Below are 17,557 nucleotides of genomic sequence, written 5' to 3'. Positions count from 1 at the left end.
ACTGATTCCCGACACGGGTGACGCCTAGGCTTTCGGGCGATACCCCTCGATGATCGCCGAGAAATCCTTGCCGCCATCGCCACGCAGGCTCATGGCCTGGTAAAGCTGTTGCGCCACTGCGCCGAGGACAACCGGTTGATGCGCAGCGCGCGCGGCCTCGGTTGCCAGGCCCAAGTCCTTGAGCATCAGCTCGGCGCCAAAGCCGCCGCTGTAACCGCGTGACGCGGGCGCGGTTTCGACGATGCCGGGCCACGGGTTGTAGGCCTCCGAACTCCAGCAACGACCGGTCGAAGTATTGATAATGCCGGCCAGCACTTCGGTGTCGATACCCAGTGCATTGCCCAGCGCCATGGACTCGGCCACGCCGATCATGGAAATCGCCAGCAGCATGTTATTGCAGATCTTGGCGATCTGGCCGGTGCCCACGTCACCACAATGCACGATGTTGCGGCCCATCTGTTCCAGCACCGGTTTGAGCACAGCGAAATGCCCGGCAGTACCTCCGACCATGAAGGTCAGGGTTCCGGCCTGCGCACCACCGGTGCCGCCCGACACCGGCGCATCGCCCAACACCACACCTTGCCGCGCAGCAACAGCGGCAATGTCGCGGATGGTCTGCGGGTCGATGGTGCTGCAATCAACTGCCGGGACACCGGACGCGATGCCTTTCAGCACGCCGTCGTCGTTCAGGTAAACGCTGCGCACATGCGCCGCAGCGGGCAGCATGGTGATGACCAGTTCAGTGCCCTGGGCCGCCTGTGCGGGCGAGTCGCGGACCTGTGCGCCCAGCTCGGCGAATTCAGCCAGTACGCTCTTGTTCAGGTCGAACACCTGCAAGGCGTGACCGGCTCTGATCAGGTTGCGGGCCATGGGCGCGCCCATATTGCCCAGACCGATAAATGCGATGTTCATGGTTGTTCTCCCGGGCGAATTGACCGCCAGCGCTCAGCGCAGATTGATCGTGGTGTTCACGCCATCGTTGACGCTCTCGTCATCGAACCAGCGACTGGTGACGGTCTTGGTCTGAGTGTAGAACTGCACCACCTGTTTGCCGTACGGGCCCAGATCGCCCAGCTTGGAACCCCGCGAGCCAGTGAAACTGAAAAACGGCACCGGCACGGGAATCGGAATATTGATCCCGACCTGCCCGACATCGGTCTCACTTTGGAACTTGCGTGCCGCCGCACCGCTCTGGGTGAACAGCCCGGTGCCATTGCCGAACGGGTTGGCGTTGACCAGCGCGATAGCCTCATCGAGGGTATCGACTTCCAGCACCACCAGCACCGGCCCGAAAATTTCCTGGGTGTAGATCTGCATGTCGGTGGTGACGCCCGAGAACAAGGTCGGCCCTACGAAGTTGCCGCCCTCGTAACCCGGCACTGAAACCTCACGACCATCCAGTTCCAGCGTCGCACCTTCACGCACGCCACTCTCGATCAGATCCAGAATGCGTTGTTTGGCCCGTCGTGAAATCACCGGCCCGATGTCGGTGCCCGGTTCCTGGCCGGCATTGACCTTGAGTTTCTGCGCCCGCGCCTTGAGGTCGGGCAGCCACTGTCTAGACGCGCCGACCAGCACCACCACAGAAGTCGCCATGCACCGCTGACCCGCCGCACCGAAACCTGCGCCCACCAGCGCGTTCAGGGTTTGCTCACGGTTAGCGTCGGGTAGCACCACGGCATGATTCTTCGCCCCCATCATTGCCTGCACCCGCTTGCCATGCCGACCGGCCAGATCGTAGACATGCGTGCCGACCGCCGTTGAACCGACGAAGGAAACAGCCTTGATGTCCTTGTGCGTGCAGATCGCGTCCACCACCTCCTTGCCACCATGCACCACGTTGAGCACACCGGGCGGCACCCCCGCCTCGATCGCCAGCTCGACCAGCAACAGGGTCGACAGCGGATCCTGCTCAGAAGGCTTGAGCACGAATGTATTGCCGCAGGCGATCGCCATCGGAAACATCCACAGCGGAATCATCGCCGGGAAGTTGAACGGCGTGATCCCGGCGCACACGCCGATCGGCTGGCGCAGGGTATAGGTGTCAACGCCACTGGCGACGTTCTCGGCAAACTCACCCATTTGCAGCGTGCCGATCGAACAGGCGTGCTCGACCACTTCCAGACCCCGAAAGATATCGCCCTCGGCATCGGCCAGCGTCTTGCCCTGCTCGGCACTGAGTACCGCCGCGATACGCTTGGAGTGCTCGCGAATCAGCGCCTGCAGCTTGAGCATGATGCGCATACGCACACCGATGGGGGTTTCACGCCAGGTTCGATAGGCCGCGTGAGCGGCTGCGACGGCGGCGTCCACTTCACTGGCCGTGGCGAATGGCACCTGGGCGAGGATTTCCTGAGTGGCCGGGTTGACGATGTCTACCCATTCGCTGCTTTGCGAGTCGGTCCACTCGCCGTTGATCAGCAGTTTCACGCGAGCAATCGAGGTCGTCGTGTGGTTCAGTGAGGCATTCATTTCAGCGATTCTCCCTTCAGCAAACCACGCATCCACAGCCTGTGCAGAAGGATGATCGTGGCCTCCCGGCAGTCTTGTTTTTGAATTGGTCAGGGGGCGTGCTTTGGAGTATAGATGTGCAAACTTCTAACAAGAACGCAGATAAAAGCAGGGTCAACATGCAAAAAAACATCACCTCCCTGGGGCTGTTGAACTGGGATGACCTGAAGTTTTTCCTTGAGGTGGCACGCACCCGAAAAGTCAGCAGCGCGGCCCGCCGCCTGGGCGTCGACTACACCACCGTGTCGCGGCGCATCAACTCGCTGGAAACCTCGCTGGGCACGCTGCTGTTCGAGAAATCGCGCAACAACGGCTTCATCATGACCGCCGAAGGTCAGCGCCTGCTGGGCTATGCCGAGTCCATCGAAAGCACACTGCACATGGCCTGCGAGCAGGTTTCCGGGTCCAGCGTCGCGTTATCCGGGCACGTGCGTATGGGCTGCACGGAAGGCTTCGGCAGCTTCTTCATCACCCCGCAACTGAGCCACTTTCTCGACAGCTACCCGAGCATTTCGCTGGACATCCTGCCGCTGCCGCACTTCATCAGCCTGTCGAAACGCGAGGCGGATATCGTCATCGCCCTGGAGCGCCCCGAACACGGCCCCTACGTGTGTTGCAAGCTCTGCGATTACAGCCTGGGTCTGTACGCGACCCAGGCCTACCTCGACAACCACTCGCCCATCGAACACAAGGCGGACTTGAGCGAGCACGTCTTCATCAGCTACGTCGACGACTTGGCGTTCAGCTCCGAGCTGCTATACATGAGCAACCTGCTCCCCAACGCCCAGGCACAACTGCGCAGCACCAGCGTCATCGCCCAATACACCGCCGCCCTGCAGGGCCGCGCACTGGCCATCCTGCCATGCTTCCTCGCCGCTCAAGACCCACGGCTACTGCCGGTGCTGAGGGAGGAAGTGAACATTACTCGTCAATTCTGGATGTATTGCCGGGAGGATCTGCGCAAGTTGAAGCGGATCACGTTGCTGTGGGATTACATTCGGGAGGTGACGGAGTTGAATAAGGGTTTTTTGTTGGGGGAAAACCGCGCTATTCGCTTCCTTCAGTGACAGATTTTCAAGGAATCAGGTGGCCGTATCGTAGCGGGGCAGACCAGAGTTGGCCGACGGCTTGTGACACGGATGCTGGTTCGCAACCATTGAGGTAACCCCGACTCTTCGATCAGGTTCTCAAGGTCCTTCGCAAAACCAAGATTTCCCCTACATACCGCTTTTTGCGCTTCCTGTAGCCTCCCACGCGTCAACTAAACGCTGGTTGTCTACGGATCAAAACGCAGGGACGGGATGCAATGATTTCTTCAGCCCGATTGGGCGACAAGCACGCCTGCCCATTACCGGGGCACGGTACAACGTCTATCGCTTCTGCGTCCGGTGACGTCAACATCAACGCAATGGGCGCGGCACGTGTGGGTGATACCTGCGGGTGTGGTGCGGTTATCACTACAGGCTTTCCTTCTATTCTGGTGAATGGCCGTCCTATGGCCCACCTCGGAAGCCCCACCAGTCACGGCGGGACAATCATCACAGGCTCAGGCAATGTTGGTGGCGGCTTCGTCATGGGTGACGCTGGTGGCGCGACCCTTATTAACTTCATGGCGCTAGGGGCCTTCCGGCCAGACGGGTCCGTGGACGACGAGAAGATGGTGACCTTGCTGGCTGACCCGAAGCTCACGGAGAAAGCCTTGGCGGCGAATGCTTTGGTAGGCCTTGAGGCAGCTGGCAAGAAGTCAGATGCGCAGCCTGAGCCAAGGGCGGAATCTGTTGTTTGCAAACACCCTGACAGGATGGAAGAGCTGGCGACTTATATCGCTGGAGAGATGAACGCCAACATCAATAGTCCAGAAGTTCGACAGATGAGAGACCTCAATAGCTTCGATGCGGCGGCAAAGATGAAGGAGTATGAGACGCTTCCATTTTACTTGCGCCTTGGTCCCAGCCCGGATTTCTACAGCATGGCGGCGGGTATGCAAGCAAAGGCTTTTGCTATCTGGGCAGAACGTGTTGGTCAGAATCGCCCGTGGGACCACAAGCCGATCATCCGTCGAACAATTGGTGGTGTTTGGCACAAACAAGGCAAGTACGAGTATTTTTATGACATCTGGTCCAACGTCCATTACGGATATATAGGCATGGCTGGGGGTCTCTCCGAAAGCGCTCTATTGGATGGCGCCGGGGCCGAGCAGATAATTTCAGACGCCGGACGGAAGGTTGATGAGGTGTTTACGAAGCCTAAGGCTCAATGGGAGCTACCCGGTCCGAACCGCTCCGGTGATGTCGATGGCCTGAGGGCGTGGGATGATGCTCCCGACCGAATATCTATTAGCATTGGGGTGAAGCTCTATCAACAACATCCCAACGGAGGCATCACGGCCAAGATGATCATGGACGAAGTGCTTGCAGTACCGCCCCAGACATGGGGTAAAGGGATCCAAATACATGCATGTCCATAAACCCAAGATCCGATATGGCCGCTGGATGTTTCTTCTACTCGGCATCCTTCCTGTGGCTTTTTGGTATTTTTCCTCGCCGGTCGTAGCGGTCAATTTTTCTCCGAATAGCAAGGAGGAGTTTCGATACGTGTGGAACACTCAGGACAGAATCCGCAGGGGCGATATCAGGCACGGCGGCTCAGCCGTTGAGTTCAGCTACATATTCCCTGATGGGGACTTCTTCATGATGTTCGATTGGTGGACCGATAAGGGTTTCAAGCGGTGCATCGACATCACGCCTAAATGGGGAAGTACGATAGACATCTATCTTGATGATATCGGCAGGATCGACACGGCGAAAACGGCGCCTGAGGTCATTGCTCGTCTGAAACAGTGTCCGGGGCGACCAGACGCCTTCGAGCCCTGAGGCGTGCGACCCGCGCCACGTCAAACTCGGCACAGCCAATGAGCAAACGAAGACACTCCCGGATTTTCGTACCTTAAGAAGAGCTGACCCATACCCAGACTCAAGCAAGGCTCGCCCTGAGAAAGCTCAAGGCATCCTTGAAAATATGGTGCCATCTGTCAGACGGCTCACTCATCAGCGGATGCCAGAAGAATCTGAAATCGTGTCCTCCATCATCCTCTGCAAAATGCACCCAGCTATCGGGAAGGTCTTGAGCCACCTCACATTCATGAAATGCCCAGATATGTCCCGTTATGGTGGAGTGCCACTCACCCAGGTTTCGCTTTGCTGTCGCTTGAATCCCGGCCTCCTCCATTAACTCCCGCACAGCAGCCGCGCCACTTGACTCGCCTGGTTCCACACTGCCCTTGACCAATTGCAGGCCCGCCAACGGATGCTCAAATGCCAGAATCTCCAACACTCCCCGGTTCCGCAGAACCACAGCACACGCTTTATCCGCCGCCATGCAGTTACACCTTGGCCTTTTCAGTTGCCCCTTGAACCCAATTGAAGAGCCTAGGGATTATGACGCTCGACTTCGTACCTGGAAATCGCCAGACAGCCCGGACATGATCAAAGCCCCAACATCAGCCCACTCAGGCGTTTGACCTTGCGGCGCAGGGCTTCTTCGAAGATGCCTTGGCGCGGTTCGATGAGGCTGAACCAGTGCTTGGCGCGGGTGATGCCGGTGTAGATGAGCTCCTTGGTCAGTACCGGGTTGAGCGCTTCGGGCAGGATCAGGGCGGTGTGGGCGAATTCCGAGCCCTGGGATTTGTGTACGGTCATGGCATACACGGTTTCGACCTCGTTGAGGCGGCTGGGCAGGACGAAGCGTACGCCTTCGCTGCCGTCGTTGCGGGGGAAGGCGACGCGCAATACCTGTTTGCCCTCGCCGTCGCGCTCGGGCAGGCGCAAGGTGATGCCGATGTCGCCGTTCATCAGGCCGAGGCCATAGTCGTTGTGGGTCATCAGCACCGGGCGACCTTCATACCATTGCTGTTCGCTTTCGATCAGCTTCGCGCTGAACAGCGCGTGAGTGATGCGCTGGTTCAAACCCTCGACGCCCCACGGGCCTTTGCGTACGGCACACAGCAGTTGAAAGGCGTCGAAGGCGCTGAGTACCGAGCGCGCCCAACGCGTCCAGCACGCGTCGTCCAGTGCCGAATCGTCGGCGGGACGTTCGGCGGCGAGTACGTTCAGGTAATGCCGGTAACCCTGCGGATCTTGCTCGCCCCTGCCTAGACCGTCGAGCACCAGGCGTTCGAACTTGAGGTCCTGCTCGCCCTTGAGAGCCAGGGCGAACAGGTCGTCATGACTGCCCGCCGAGAGCAGCGCGCGGGCCTGTTGGTCCTGTTGTTGGTTGACCAGCCGGGCCAGCTGGCCGATGCCGCTGCCTTGGCCGAAGCGACGCGAGTGGCGCAGCATCACCACTTGCTGGGCCAACGGATGCTGCTGTGCATCGCCCTGGCGCAAACCGCCCTTGCCGAGGTCTTCGCCGCTGACGGCTTCCAGCCAGGCCTGGGTGTCGGGGCTGTAGAAACCTTCTTCGGCGTCGCGGCACAAATCCCCGAGTACCGCCCCCGCCTCCACGGACGCCAGCTGGTCCTTGTCGCCCAGCAGAACCATGCGTGCATGCACAGGCAGTGCGTCGAGCAGATTGGCCATCATTTCCAGGTCGATCATGGAGGCTTCATCAACCACCAGCACGTCGAGCGGCAGCAAATTGCCCGCGTGGTGGCGGAAGTGGCGGGTACCGGGCCGACTGCCCAGCAGACGGTGGACGGTGGTCACCTCGCTGGGGATTTTCTGTCGTACGTCGTCACTGACATCCAGGCTCTGCACCTGTTGACTGATGGACTCGGTCAGACGTGCCGCCGCCTTGCCGGTGGGCGCCGCGAGCCGGATGCGCAGCGGTTGGCCACTCTGTACCGCCGGGGCCTGCAACAAGGCCAGCAGGCGTACCACCGTGGTGGTTTTGCCGGTGCCGGGGCCGCCGGTGATGATGCTGAAGCCCTTGCGGGTCGCCAGCGCGCAGGCAAGTTTCTGCCAGTCGATGACGGCTTGTGGCGAGGGATCGGCCGGACCGAACAACGCGTCGAGCTGCTGCGGCAGACCCTCCGGCGGCGTTTCACGCTGGGCCAGGCGCTGACGCAAGGCTGCTGCGATACGCCGTTCGTAAGTCCAGTAGCGACGCAGGTATAGACGCCGCTCGGCCAGCACCAGTGGTTTTTGTCGCGCTTCGGCACTTGAATCGCCCACCTCGGCAACCAGCATGCTGTCTGCCAGCGCCTGGCACCAGGCGGCGCCATCCAGTGCTGCCAGCAGTTGTGAGGGCAGCAGCATCGGCGCGCTCTGCTGATCGCCTTCGGGTGGCAGTGACAGGGCGAAGTCCGGTTCTTTGAGGGTCTCGTACAGATCAAGGCAGACGTGACCGTGGCCGAGCTGATGGCTGGTAAGCGCCGCAGCCACCAGCACCAACGGATCGGCCTGCGGATCGAGATCACTCAGGAACGCGACGAACGCCTTGTCCAGAGCACGCAACCAGCCGCGCTCGACCCAACGTTCGAGCAGGATCAGCAGATCGCTGACACGCGTCAGCGGGCTCAACTCAGCGAGGCTGATATCGTCCAGCGCGGTAGGCAACAGATCATCGAACGAGCGGCTCATGCCAATGCTCCCGGCAGGTCATGCGCTATCGGTTTGCCCTGAAACAGCAGGTCCAGACTCTCGATCAGCTCACGTGGCGGACGGGTGAAATACGCTCCCTGAGAGGCCGAACGACTGCCGCGCAGAAACAGGTACAGAGCGCCGCCCATGTGCTGGTCGTAATCGTAGTCGGCCATCCGCGTCTTGAGCTGACGGTGCAGAGCCAGCAGGTAGAGGACGTATTGCAGGTCGTAGCGGTTGTCGAGAATGGCGGTTTCCATCGCCAGCTGGGTGTACGCACTGTCGTCACTGCCCAGCCAGTTGGACTTGTAGTCCGCCACGTAATACCGGCCCTCATGTTCGAACGTCAGGTCGATAAAGCCCTTGAACATGCCGTTGAGCGAGACCGTCTCGGTCGCAGCACGCGGCGCGTTGTCGTGGGTGAAGCGGCGCACGAGGGCGTCCATCTGCGCGACGTTGACGTTATTGCTGGCGAACCAGAATTCCATTTCCACACGGTACTGATTGGGCTGATCCAGTTCGCCCAGGGCCACCGGTGCGGCATCAGGCGACAAGCGCAACGGCATGTTCAGCATGTGTTGCAGCCAATCGCTCAGGGTATTGATCCAGCCTGCCCAACCGCGTCGATTGCAGCGCCGGGCGACGGCGTCTTGCAGTTTCTCCGGCGCGTGCGCGGTCATCGCAAACCCTTCGTTGCCAGCCCATTCGAGCAGCCCGTGCAGAAAGGTGCCGGGATTGGGACCACGCGGAAAACGATGGATATCGCCGCCGGTGGTCAGGATGTCGCGCGGGGCTTCGGGGTCCAGACGCTCGTCGTCGAACAGTTTCTGTGCCTGCGGGCTGTCAGGCGATTCATCGGCACCGGCCGTTACCGTGTCGCCGATACGCAGGGCACTGTAGGACGCAATCCACCAGTTCTCGGCAGCGCGGCGTTTGGGCACCAGCAGCTTGACCAGCGCCGCTTCGTTGCGCGGCGCACTGAAGCTCTCGTCGGTGGGCTCCGGAACAGGCTGCAAGGCAATCGCCTCACACCCTTGGGCCAGATCACGCAGCCAGACGTTCAACTCCGCCGACTCGGCCAGCACTGCGCCACCGCCCAGCAGGTAACCCAGTGCGGAACGGTGCAGCATGGAGGTGTTGGCATTGCCACGCTTGAGGTCGGCGACGCCCAGCCAGCAGGCATGTTCCGATCGGGTGAGTGCGACGTAGAGCAAACGCAGGTCTTCGGCCAGACGCTCATCATCGGCTTGCTGAATCAGCGCCTCGGTAGGCTGCAGGCTGATCTGGGACTTGCCGTCGGCGTCATGAAACTGAAGAGGCAAGCGGCTGCCGTCCACCGGTTTCGAGGAGCAAATGAACGGCAGGAACACCAGCGGGTACTGCAGGCCCTTGGACTTGTGGATGGTGACCACCTTGACCAGTTGCTCGTCGCTTTCCAGACGCAGGATCTGCTCTTCCCCGGCCTGACCGGAGAGTGCCAGGTGGTCGCCCAGATGACGGATCAGCGCCTGCTCGCCATCCAGTTCGGCGGCGGCCTGCTGCAGCAGTTCAGACAGGTGCAGCAGGTTGGTGAGGACTCGCTCGCCGTCGTTGCGGGTCATCAAGGTCTGTGGCAGAGCAAAGTCATGCAGCAGACGGCGCAGCATCGGCAGCACGCCCTGGCTGCGCCATATGGCGCGATAGCCACGAAACTGCATGACGCGCCGCTCCCATGCCAGCTCGTCCTGATTCAGGCGTTCCAGCTCGGCCAGCGGCAGGTCCAGCGTGATACACGCCAGCGCGGCACGCAGCGTGCGTTCGGAGTCCGGCTCGGCACAGGCCTTGAGCCAGGACAACATATCGTGGGCTTCCTGAGCGGCGAACACCGAATCCTTGTCGGACAGGTACACGCTGCGCACGCCGCGCGCGGTCAGTTGCTGACGCACCGCCTGCGCTTCCTTGCCGTCGCGGACCAGAATCGCAATGTCGGCCGGACGCAGCCCGCGCAGTGTGTTGTCGGGCGTGACGAAACCGGCACTGCCCTGCTGACCGGCATTGAGCAGACGCACGATCTCGCTCGCGCAACTGGCTGCCAACTGCTGACGATAAACCACGCCGGACACCGGCTGGTCACTTTGCAGGTGCCAGACCGTCAGCGCCGTCAGGGGTGTACCGTCGACGTGCAGCGTCTCTTTACGGCCTTGGGCCAGCGCATCGGAGAACGGCACCTGATTGCCGTGCTCATCACGAAACAGGAACGCACCGCGACCGTGCTCACGTTGCTCTGCCCGCGTGAAGACATGGTTGACCGACTCGACCATCGCATGACTGGAGCGGTAGTTGGTGTCCAGTGTATGCCAACGGCCATCGGTCGCCTGGCGGGCACGCAGGTAGGTGTAGATATCGGCGCCGCGAAACGCATAGATCGCCTGTTTCGGGTCGCCAATCAAGAACAGCCCGGTCTGCTCATCGTTGGCCTCGAGACGATAGATGCTGTCGAAGATCCGGTACTGGACCGGATCGGTGTCCTGGAATTCGTCGATCAACGCCACCGGAAACTGCTCGCGAATCAGGGTGGCCAGACGCTCGCCGCCAGCGCCATGCAAGGCAGCGTCGAGCCTGAGCAGCATGTCATCAAAGCCCATCTCGGCGCGGCGACGCTTCTCTTCTTCAAAGCGCGCGCTGACCCACTGCGCCGCATGCTGCAACACGGCAGCATCGGGTTTTGGCAAGCCGTCGAGCGCTGCCTTCAGCTGCGCCATGGCCTCGAAGGCCGGGTGCACAGGTGGCTCGCTCTTCCAGGCTTCGGCAATGCCTTCGGGGGTCAGACGAGTGAAACCGGTGCCCAGATCCAGCGCTTCCTGTGTGTCGTCAGCGGCCCAGGCGGCAAGCTTTTCAAACCAGGGTTTGAAATAGCGCTCCTGCATTTTGCGGCCATCGACTGCCTTGCGAGCGACCGCGTCCTGACACAGCGCATACAACTCGTCGGACCAAACGGCCCACGGCGCTTTCAGCGCGGCAAGCGCTGCCCGGCGCTCCTGCAATGACGCCGCGATCAGTTCGGCCGGTTCCTGGCTGAGTGGACTGCGCTCGCGGCCGAACAGACCTCGCACACGCGGCAACAACGCCGCCGGACCGCTGAGGTTTTCCCGCACCCAGAGCAGTGCGTCGCCGCTCATGGGGTAGCAGAAGCGGCGCCAGTAATCGCGCAGGACTTCGCCGAGCAAATCGCTATGGTCGGTTTCCAGCGTCTGGGTGAACAGGCTGCCGCTGTCGAAGGCGTGCTCGCGCAACATGCGCTGGCACCAACTGTGGATGGTCGAGACCGCGGCCTCGTCCATCCACTGAGCAGCGATGTCCAGACGGCTGGCGCAGGCTGGCCATAGCGACGCTTCGAACTGTTCACGGAGGTCGGCAATCAGGCCATCGGGGGCGGCGATCTCGTCACGGAAGAAGCGTGCAGCCTCCGCCAGCCGGGTACGAATTCTGTCACGCAACTCTTTGGTCGCGGCGTCGGTGAAGGTCACCACAAGGATCTGCGGCGGCAGCAGTTCGCGACCAAAGCCGGACTGTTCGGTGCCGTGGCCAAGCACCAGACGCAAGTACAGGGCGGAGATGGTGAAGGTCTTGCCGGTGCCGGCGCTGGCCTCGATCAGCTGACTGCCGCGCAGTGGAAAGCGCAGCGCGAGGGGAAGGGATTGCTCGCTCATGCGCCGCCCTCCCCGCCGGACAACGACTGCCAGGGCGCATCGTAAATCGGTTTGTAGAGCGTCTCGCACCAGCCTGCGAATTCTTCACTGCCCATCAGCGCGTCGAAGTCCGGGAACTGCCGGGCCAGTGCCGTGCTTTCGCGACGCTCGCCATCGGTGGTCTGTCCGTCACCTTCGTAGGCTTTGCGGGCAGCCGCTTCGGCTTTGTCGGCAGGCTGGCCCAACCAGGCGAAGGCGGTTTTGACCGCGACCGGAAGGGGTTCTTGCATGCCGTGCAGCCAGGCCGTCAGCAAGTGATTGAGCGTGGTGACGGCACTCGCCTTGTCCAGCGGCTCCAGCATCAGGGTTTCATCACTGGCGACCAGTGCCGTGCTCAACGGCAGATCGCAGGCGCACGCCACCAGATGATTGACCCAAGGCCGAATCAGCCGGTGCCATTTGCGGGTCTTTTTCGAGCCGATGCTGTTGGGAATGGCGGTGACCAGCAACAGCTCGCCACTGGCATTACGGTGCAGTCCGCCCAGCCAGCCGTCGATGCTGACACCCGCATGGCTGAAGCTGATCGGTAAAGCACTGCTCAGGGTCTCAGGCCAGAGGGTCAACAGATCGTGGTAGCGCCTGAGTACGTCCGGCAGCGGCTCGATCAGTTCGCTCTGCATCAAGGTGCCGAAACCTGCGAGCGGCAACAGACCACTGGCTTGCAGTTTCAGCGCTTGGGTCTGCAGAGCAGCATCCATGTTGTCCGGAGAGGACATGCCAGCGCCAAGCAGGCTTTCACTCAGGCCATAGCGCTCAAGGGCATCGAGAACGAACGGTTCTTCGTCGGCGAGCGGCGCTTCAGCGACTTCGAAATAAATCTTCAGGCGCTGGCTGAAAAAGTGCTTTACCGGGTTTCTCAGGAAATCCTGTAGCTGCGCAATGGACAGCGGTTCGTCCTGTTCATGAGCGGGCAGTGCTTGAGGCACGGGCACCTGAAGGTCGGTTTCATGTAGCAGGCGCCATTCGCGGGCGAAGCTGAAATACCCCGTGCCGGCGTGGAAGTAATTGGCACTGAAGGGTTGCAATGGGTGATTCACAGTCAGGGCCTTCAGCAAGCGCTCATCATCCTGTTTAACGTCCGGGTCGGTCTCGCCGGCCAGCTTCCAGCCGCTGGCGAGGTGATCGCGCAACTGTCCGATGAGTACCGAAGCAGGACGCTCACTGTTGTCACGAATGCTGTGGCCAACCCAACTGACATACAGCTGGTCCCTGGCCGAGAGCAAGGCTTCCAGCAACAGGTAACGATCGTCTTCACGCCGGGAACGGTCGCCGGGGCGGTAATCGCTGCCCATCAGGTCGAAATCCAGCGGCGGTTGCGCGCGCGGGTAATCGCCGTCGTTCATGCCCAACAGGCAGACCACTTTGAACGGAATGGCGCGCATGGGCATCAGCGTGCAGAAGTTGACCGAGCCCGCGAGAAAACGCTGGGACAGGCGCCCTTGATCGAGCCCGGCCAGCCAGGCCTCACGCACAACGGTCAGCGGCAGCTCATCGGTCAGCCTTACCGTTGCACAGGTTTCCAGCCAGTTCTCGCGCAGTGTTTCCAACTGGGCAAGCAGGTAATCGTCATGCTCGCTGTCGGCAAGAAAGAACAACTGCAGCAGCGATTGCAGACGGGCACCCCACGCTTCCGGAGTGGTGGGTGTCGACAACTCTGTGTGGGCAACCTGAAGGGCGTCAATCAACGCGACCAGCGGACCGATCAACGCCGCATCAAGCCCGCCGATCTCATCGTAAGGTTCGATGCCGTCGTAAGCCGCACCGGCACCCACGGCGTAACCCAGCAACATACGACGCAGGCCGAAATGCCAGCTGTTCTGCTCAAGGGCATCCGGCAGCCCCAGACCAGCACGCTGCTGGGCATTAAGGCCCCAACGAATGCCTGCGCCTTCTATCCAGCGATGCAGCGTTGGCAGGTCACGCTCCTGAATCCTGAAGCGTGCGCGCAAGGCTGGAACGTCCAGCAGATCAAGAATCTCGCTGACCGGGAAACGGCTGTCCGGGAGTTTGAGCAGGTGCTCGACAGCGATCAGCAACGGCTCGCGGCCGCGCTGGCCCTGGTCAGCCAGCGTAAAGGGGATGAAGCGACGATCTTCGCGCTCGATCTGCCCGAATACCGCGCGTATGTGTGGGGCATAGCTGTCGATATCCGGGACCATGACAATCACGTCACGCGGGCGCAGGCCAGGGTCTTTGCTGAATCTCGCCAGTAGCTGGTCATGCAGCACTTCCACTTCGCGCTGCGCGCTGTGGGCCACATGGAAGCGGATCGAGCGATCCTCGAGAGGATCGACTGCCGGCCAGAGTTCGCGGGTTTCATCCAGCGGACGCAGTTCGAGAATATCGTCCTGCAACTGGTTCAGCAGTGTGGTGGGCTGCGCTTCACTGAACAGATCAATGCGCTCGTCCTTGAACGAGGAACGGTAGCTGCGTGGGTCGTCATGGCTGTCCAGCAGGTTGATGTAATCACGTCCCTGCTTGCCCCAGGCCGCGAGCAAAGGGTGAGCATGCTGATGCAGCGCTTGCGGGTCGAGGACCATCGGCATTCCGCTCTTGCGCGCCTGGCGTTTGTACTGGTGACGCAGCAGGTCCTTGTCGGCGACGATATCGGTCCAGTGGTGACGGCACGGATTGTGGACACAGAGCAGAACCTGACTGAACCTGGCCAGCCCTGCCAACGCCTCAAGCGCTTGTGCCGGCAGTGACGAAATGCCGAAAACGATGACGCGTGCCGGTAAGCCCGGTGGCGCTTCGGTCATGTTGCCGATGCGCTCGATAAAACGCTGATGCCCCCCCGCGCGGCTCTGCGACATCCCTTCAGCCCCGACGTCGTCAAGCAGCGCGCGCCACAGTTCGGCTTGCCAGCAATTGGCAGCTGACAATGGTCTGGACTGACCTCGTACGTCGCGCAATTGATGACGGCCAGCGGCCCAGTCTTCCAGCCAGTCAGCGCGGTAAACCTGATATTGGTCGAACAGATCGGACAGGCGCTCGGACAGTTGATAGCGCTTGCGCAGATCCGTGTCGTCGGTCAGGAAGCGCTGCAGGGGCTCGAAGTGTGGCTGATTGATCAGCGACGGCAGCAAGCGCATCAAGCGCCAGGTCAAAGGGGTCTTGTCGAGCAAGGACGTCTGGGGGATCTCATCCGCCCCCAGCACCATGCGATACAGGGTCCACATGAAACTGCCGGGCAACTGGACGTCGATGGCGGCAGCGATACCACAGCCACCGTTATCTTCATCCTGAGCATCTTCGGCCAAGGCCAGCTTCAGCCATTGCGCAATGCCGTTGCTCTGCACCAGAGCAATCTCGTTTTCCAGGGGCGCCAATGGATATCGCCGCATCCAGGACACAACCAGACTGCGCAGTTCATCCGGGCGGTTGCCTTGAACCACCATGAAGCCTGCACTCAGAGAGGTTGTAACGGACATGCTTGCTTCCTTGACGGGTGCGTGGAACCTGATGCCGAACCATAAGGGCAAGCGCGCCGGATTGCCATAAGCACGTGGGTCTGGATGACTGCCGGAGAGGTAGAGTTATGAGCTCAGGAGGATGCAGAGGTTTCTGGAACCCCAGACAAAAAAAAACCCTCAACGCGTAAGCGATGAGGGTTTCTGGAATTTAATCTTGACGATGACCTACTCTCACATGGGGAAACCCCACACTACCATCGGCGATACATCGTTTCACTACTGAGTTCGGGATGGGATCAGGTGGTTCCAATGCTCTATGGTCGTCAAGAAATTCGGGTACCGAATCGTGCCCTGCGGCGCGCTTCAGCAAATCGGGTATGTGATAGCAAGCTGGTTCAGGTGTCATTCGTGACGCAAACTTTCGGTTCGTGTCATCTTCACAGTCACCGCAATCTGGTCGTTCGACGCAAATTGCTTGGGTGTTATATGGTCAAGCCTCACGGGCAATTAGTATTGGTTAGCTCAACGCCTCACAGCGCTTACACACCCAACCTATCAACGTCGTAGTCTTCGACGGCCCTTTAGGGAACTCAAGGTTCCAGTGAGATCTCATCTTGAGGCAAGTTTCCCGCTTAGATGCTTTCAGCGGTTATCTTTTCCGAACATAGCTACCCGGCAATGCCACTGGCGTGACAACCGGAACACCAGAGGTTCGTCCACTCCGGTCCTCTCGTACTAGGAGCAGCCCCTCTCAAATCTCAAACGTCCACGGCAGATAGGGACCGAACTGTCTCACGACGTTCTAAACCCAGCTCGCGTACCACTTTAAATGGCGAACAGCCATACCCTTGGGACCGGCTTCAGCCCCAGGATGTGATGAGCCGACATCGAGGTGCCAAACACCGCCGTCGATATGAACTCTTGGGCGGTATCAGCCTGTTATCCCCGGAGTACCTTTTATCCGTTGAGCGATGGCCCTTCCATACAGAACCACCGGATCACTAAGACCTACTTTCGTACCTGCTCGACGTGTCTGTCTCGCAGTCAAGCGCGCTTTTGCCTTTATACTCTACGACCGATTTCCGACCGGTCTGAGCGCACCTTCGTACTCCTCCGTTACTCTTTAGGAGGAGACCGCCCCAGTCAAACTACCCACCATACACTGTCCTCGATCCGGATAACGGACCTGAGTTAGAACCTCAAAGTTGCCAGGGTGGTATTTCAAGGTTGGCTCCACGCAAACTGGCGTCCACGCTTCAAAGCCTCCCACCTATCCTACACAAGCAAATTCAAAGTCCAGTGCAAAGCTATAGTAAAGGTTCACGGGGTCTTTCCGTCTAGCCGCGGATACACTGCATCTTCACAGCGATTTCAATTTCACTGAGTCTCGGGTGGAGACAGCGCCGCCATCGTTACGCCATTCGTGCAGGTCGGAACTTACCCGACAAGGAATTTCGCTACCTTAGGACCGTTATAGTTACGGCCGCCGTTTACCGGGGCTTCGATCAAGAGCTTCGCTTGCGCTAACCCCATCAATTAACCTTCCGGCACCGGGCAGGCGTCACACCCTATACGTCCACTTTCGTGTTTGCAGAGTGCTGTGTTTTTAATAAACAGTCGCAGCGGCCTGGTATCTTCGACCGGCAGGGGCTTACGCAGTAAATGCTTCACCTCCACCGGCGCACCTTCTCCCGAAGTTACGGTGCCATTTTGCCTAGTTCCTTCACCCGAGTTCTCTCAAGCGCCTTGGTATTCTCTACCCAACCACCTGTGTCGGTTTGGGGTACGGTTCCTGGTTACCTGAAGCTTAGAAGCTTTTCTTGGAAGCATGGCATCAACCACTTCATGTTCTAAAAGAACACTCGTCATCAGCTCTCGGCCTTAAGATCCCGGATTTACCTAAGATCTCAGCCTACCACCTTAAACCTGGACTACCAACGCCAGGCTGGCCTAGCCTTCTCCGTCCCTCCATCGCAATAACCAGAAGTACAGGAATATTAACCTGTTTTCCATCGACTACGCTTTTCAGCCTCGCCTTAGGGACCGACTAACCCTGCGTCGATTAACGTTGCGCAGGAAACCTTGGTCTTTCGGCGTGGGTGTTTTTCACACCCATTGTCGTTACTCATGTCAGCATTCGCACTTCTGATACCTCCAGCAAGCTTCTCAACTCACCTTCACAGGCTTACAGAACGCTCCTCTACCGCATCATCAAAAGATGATACCCGTAGCTTCGGTGCATGGTTTGAGCCCCGTTACATCTTCCGCGCAGGCCGACTCGACTAGTGAGCTATTACGCTTTCTTTAAAGGGTGGCTGCTTCTAAG

General features: G+C 60.0%; 9 protein-coding genes and 2 rRNA genes (1 of these 11 only partly in view). 3 read left to right on the top strand and 8 right to left on the bottom strand.

Annotated elements, in window-relative coordinates:
- Positions 1–24: 24 nt before the first annotated feature.
- Together mmsB and V476_RS14540 are read right to left on the bottom strand one after the other, a co-directional pair.
- Complete coding sequence (gene mmsB / locus V476_RS14545; protein WP_024960218.1) at positions 25–912, bottom strand: 3-hydroxyisobutyrate dehydrogenase; 888 nt, start codon at positions 910–912, stop codon at positions 25–27.
- 33 nt (positions 913–945) lie between these two features.
- Positions 946–2,472 carry a CoA-acylating methylmalonate-semialdehyde dehydrogenase gene (locus V476_RS14540; protein WP_024960219.1) on the bottom strand — a complete coding sequence of 509 codons (1,527 nt, stop codon included), beginning with the start codon at positions 2,470–2,472 and terminating at the stop codon, positions 946–948.
- A gap of 158 nt (positions 2,473–2,630) precedes the next feature.
- Between V476_RS14540 and V476_RS14535 the strand changes: the two genes are divergently transcribed.
- The 3 genes from V476_RS14535 to V476_RS14525 all read left to right on the top strand — a co-directional run bounded on the left by V476_RS14535 (position 2,631) and on the right by V476_RS14525 (position 5,384).
- The gene (locus V476_RS14535; protein WP_003403558.1) at positions 2,631–3,578 is read left to right on the top strand and encodes a LysR family transcriptional regulator; all 948 of its coding nucleotides are present in this window, start codon (positions 2,631–2,633) and stop codon (positions 3,576–3,578) included.
- 239 nt (positions 3,579–3,817) lie between these two features.
- On the top strand, positions 3,818–4,978 hold the full coding sequence (locus V476_RS14530; RefSeq protein WP_024960220.1) for a polymorphic toxin type 44 domain-containing protein: 1,161 nt from the start codon (positions 3,818–3,820) through the stop codon (positions 4,976–4,978).
- Positions 4,965–5,384, top strand: a complete 420-nt coding sequence (locus tag V476_RS14525; RefSeq protein WP_024960221.1) for a hypothetical protein — start codon at positions 4,965–4,967, stop codon at positions 5,382–5,384. Before V476_RS14530 ends, V476_RS14525 begins: the two co-directional genes overlap by 14 nt.
- A gap of 100 nt (positions 5,385–5,484) precedes the next feature.
- On the opposite strand, the gene V476_RS14520 is transcribed toward V476_RS14525, so the two are convergent.
- The 6 genes from V476_RS14520 to V476_RS14495 form a co-directional block, all read right to left on the bottom strand.
- Complete coding sequence (locus V476_RS14520) at positions 5,485–5,889, bottom strand: NUDIX hydrolase (protein WP_024662474.1); 405 nt, start codon at positions 5,887–5,889, stop codon at positions 5,485–5,487.
- A 107-nt stretch (positions 5,890–5,996) separates the two neighbouring features.
- Positions 5,997–8,090 (bottom strand): exodeoxyribonuclease V subunit alpha, encoded by a 2,094-nt coding sequence (gene recD / locus V476_RS14515; protein WP_024960222.1) that lies wholly within the window; start codon positions 8,088–8,090, stop codon positions 5,997–5,999.
- On the bottom strand, positions 8,087–11,779 hold the full coding sequence (recB, locus tag V476_RS14510; RefSeq protein WP_024960223.1) for an exodeoxyribonuclease V subunit beta: 3,693 nt from the start codon (positions 11,777–11,779) through the stop codon (positions 8,087–8,089). Before recB ends, recD begins: the two co-directional genes overlap by 4 nt.
- Positions 11,776–15,249 (bottom strand): exodeoxyribonuclease V subunit gamma, encoded by a 3,474-nt coding sequence (gene recC, locus V476_RS14505; RefSeq protein ID WP_024960224.1) that lies wholly within the window; start codon positions 15,247–15,249, stop codon positions 11,776–11,778. The genes recB and recC overlap by 4 nt, the downstream gene beginning before the upstream one ends.
- A 194-nt stretch (positions 15,250–15,443) precedes the next feature.
- A 5S ribosomal RNA gene (gene rrf / locus V476_RS14500) occupies positions 15,444–15,559 on the bottom strand.
- A gap of 158 nt (positions 15,560–15,717) precedes the next feature.
- Positions 15,718–17,557, bottom strand: a 23S ribosomal RNA gene (locus tag V476_RS14495) (it continues 1,056 nt past the right edge of the window).

Source organism: Pseudomonas syringae KCTC 12500 (assembly GCF_000507185.2).
In the GTDB taxonomy this organism is placed as follows: domain Bacteria; phylum Pseudomonadota; class Gammaproteobacteria; order Pseudomonadales; family Pseudomonadaceae; genus Aquipseudomonas; species Aquipseudomonas syringae.
This window is presented reverse-complemented; position numbering and strand designations above follow the sequence as displayed.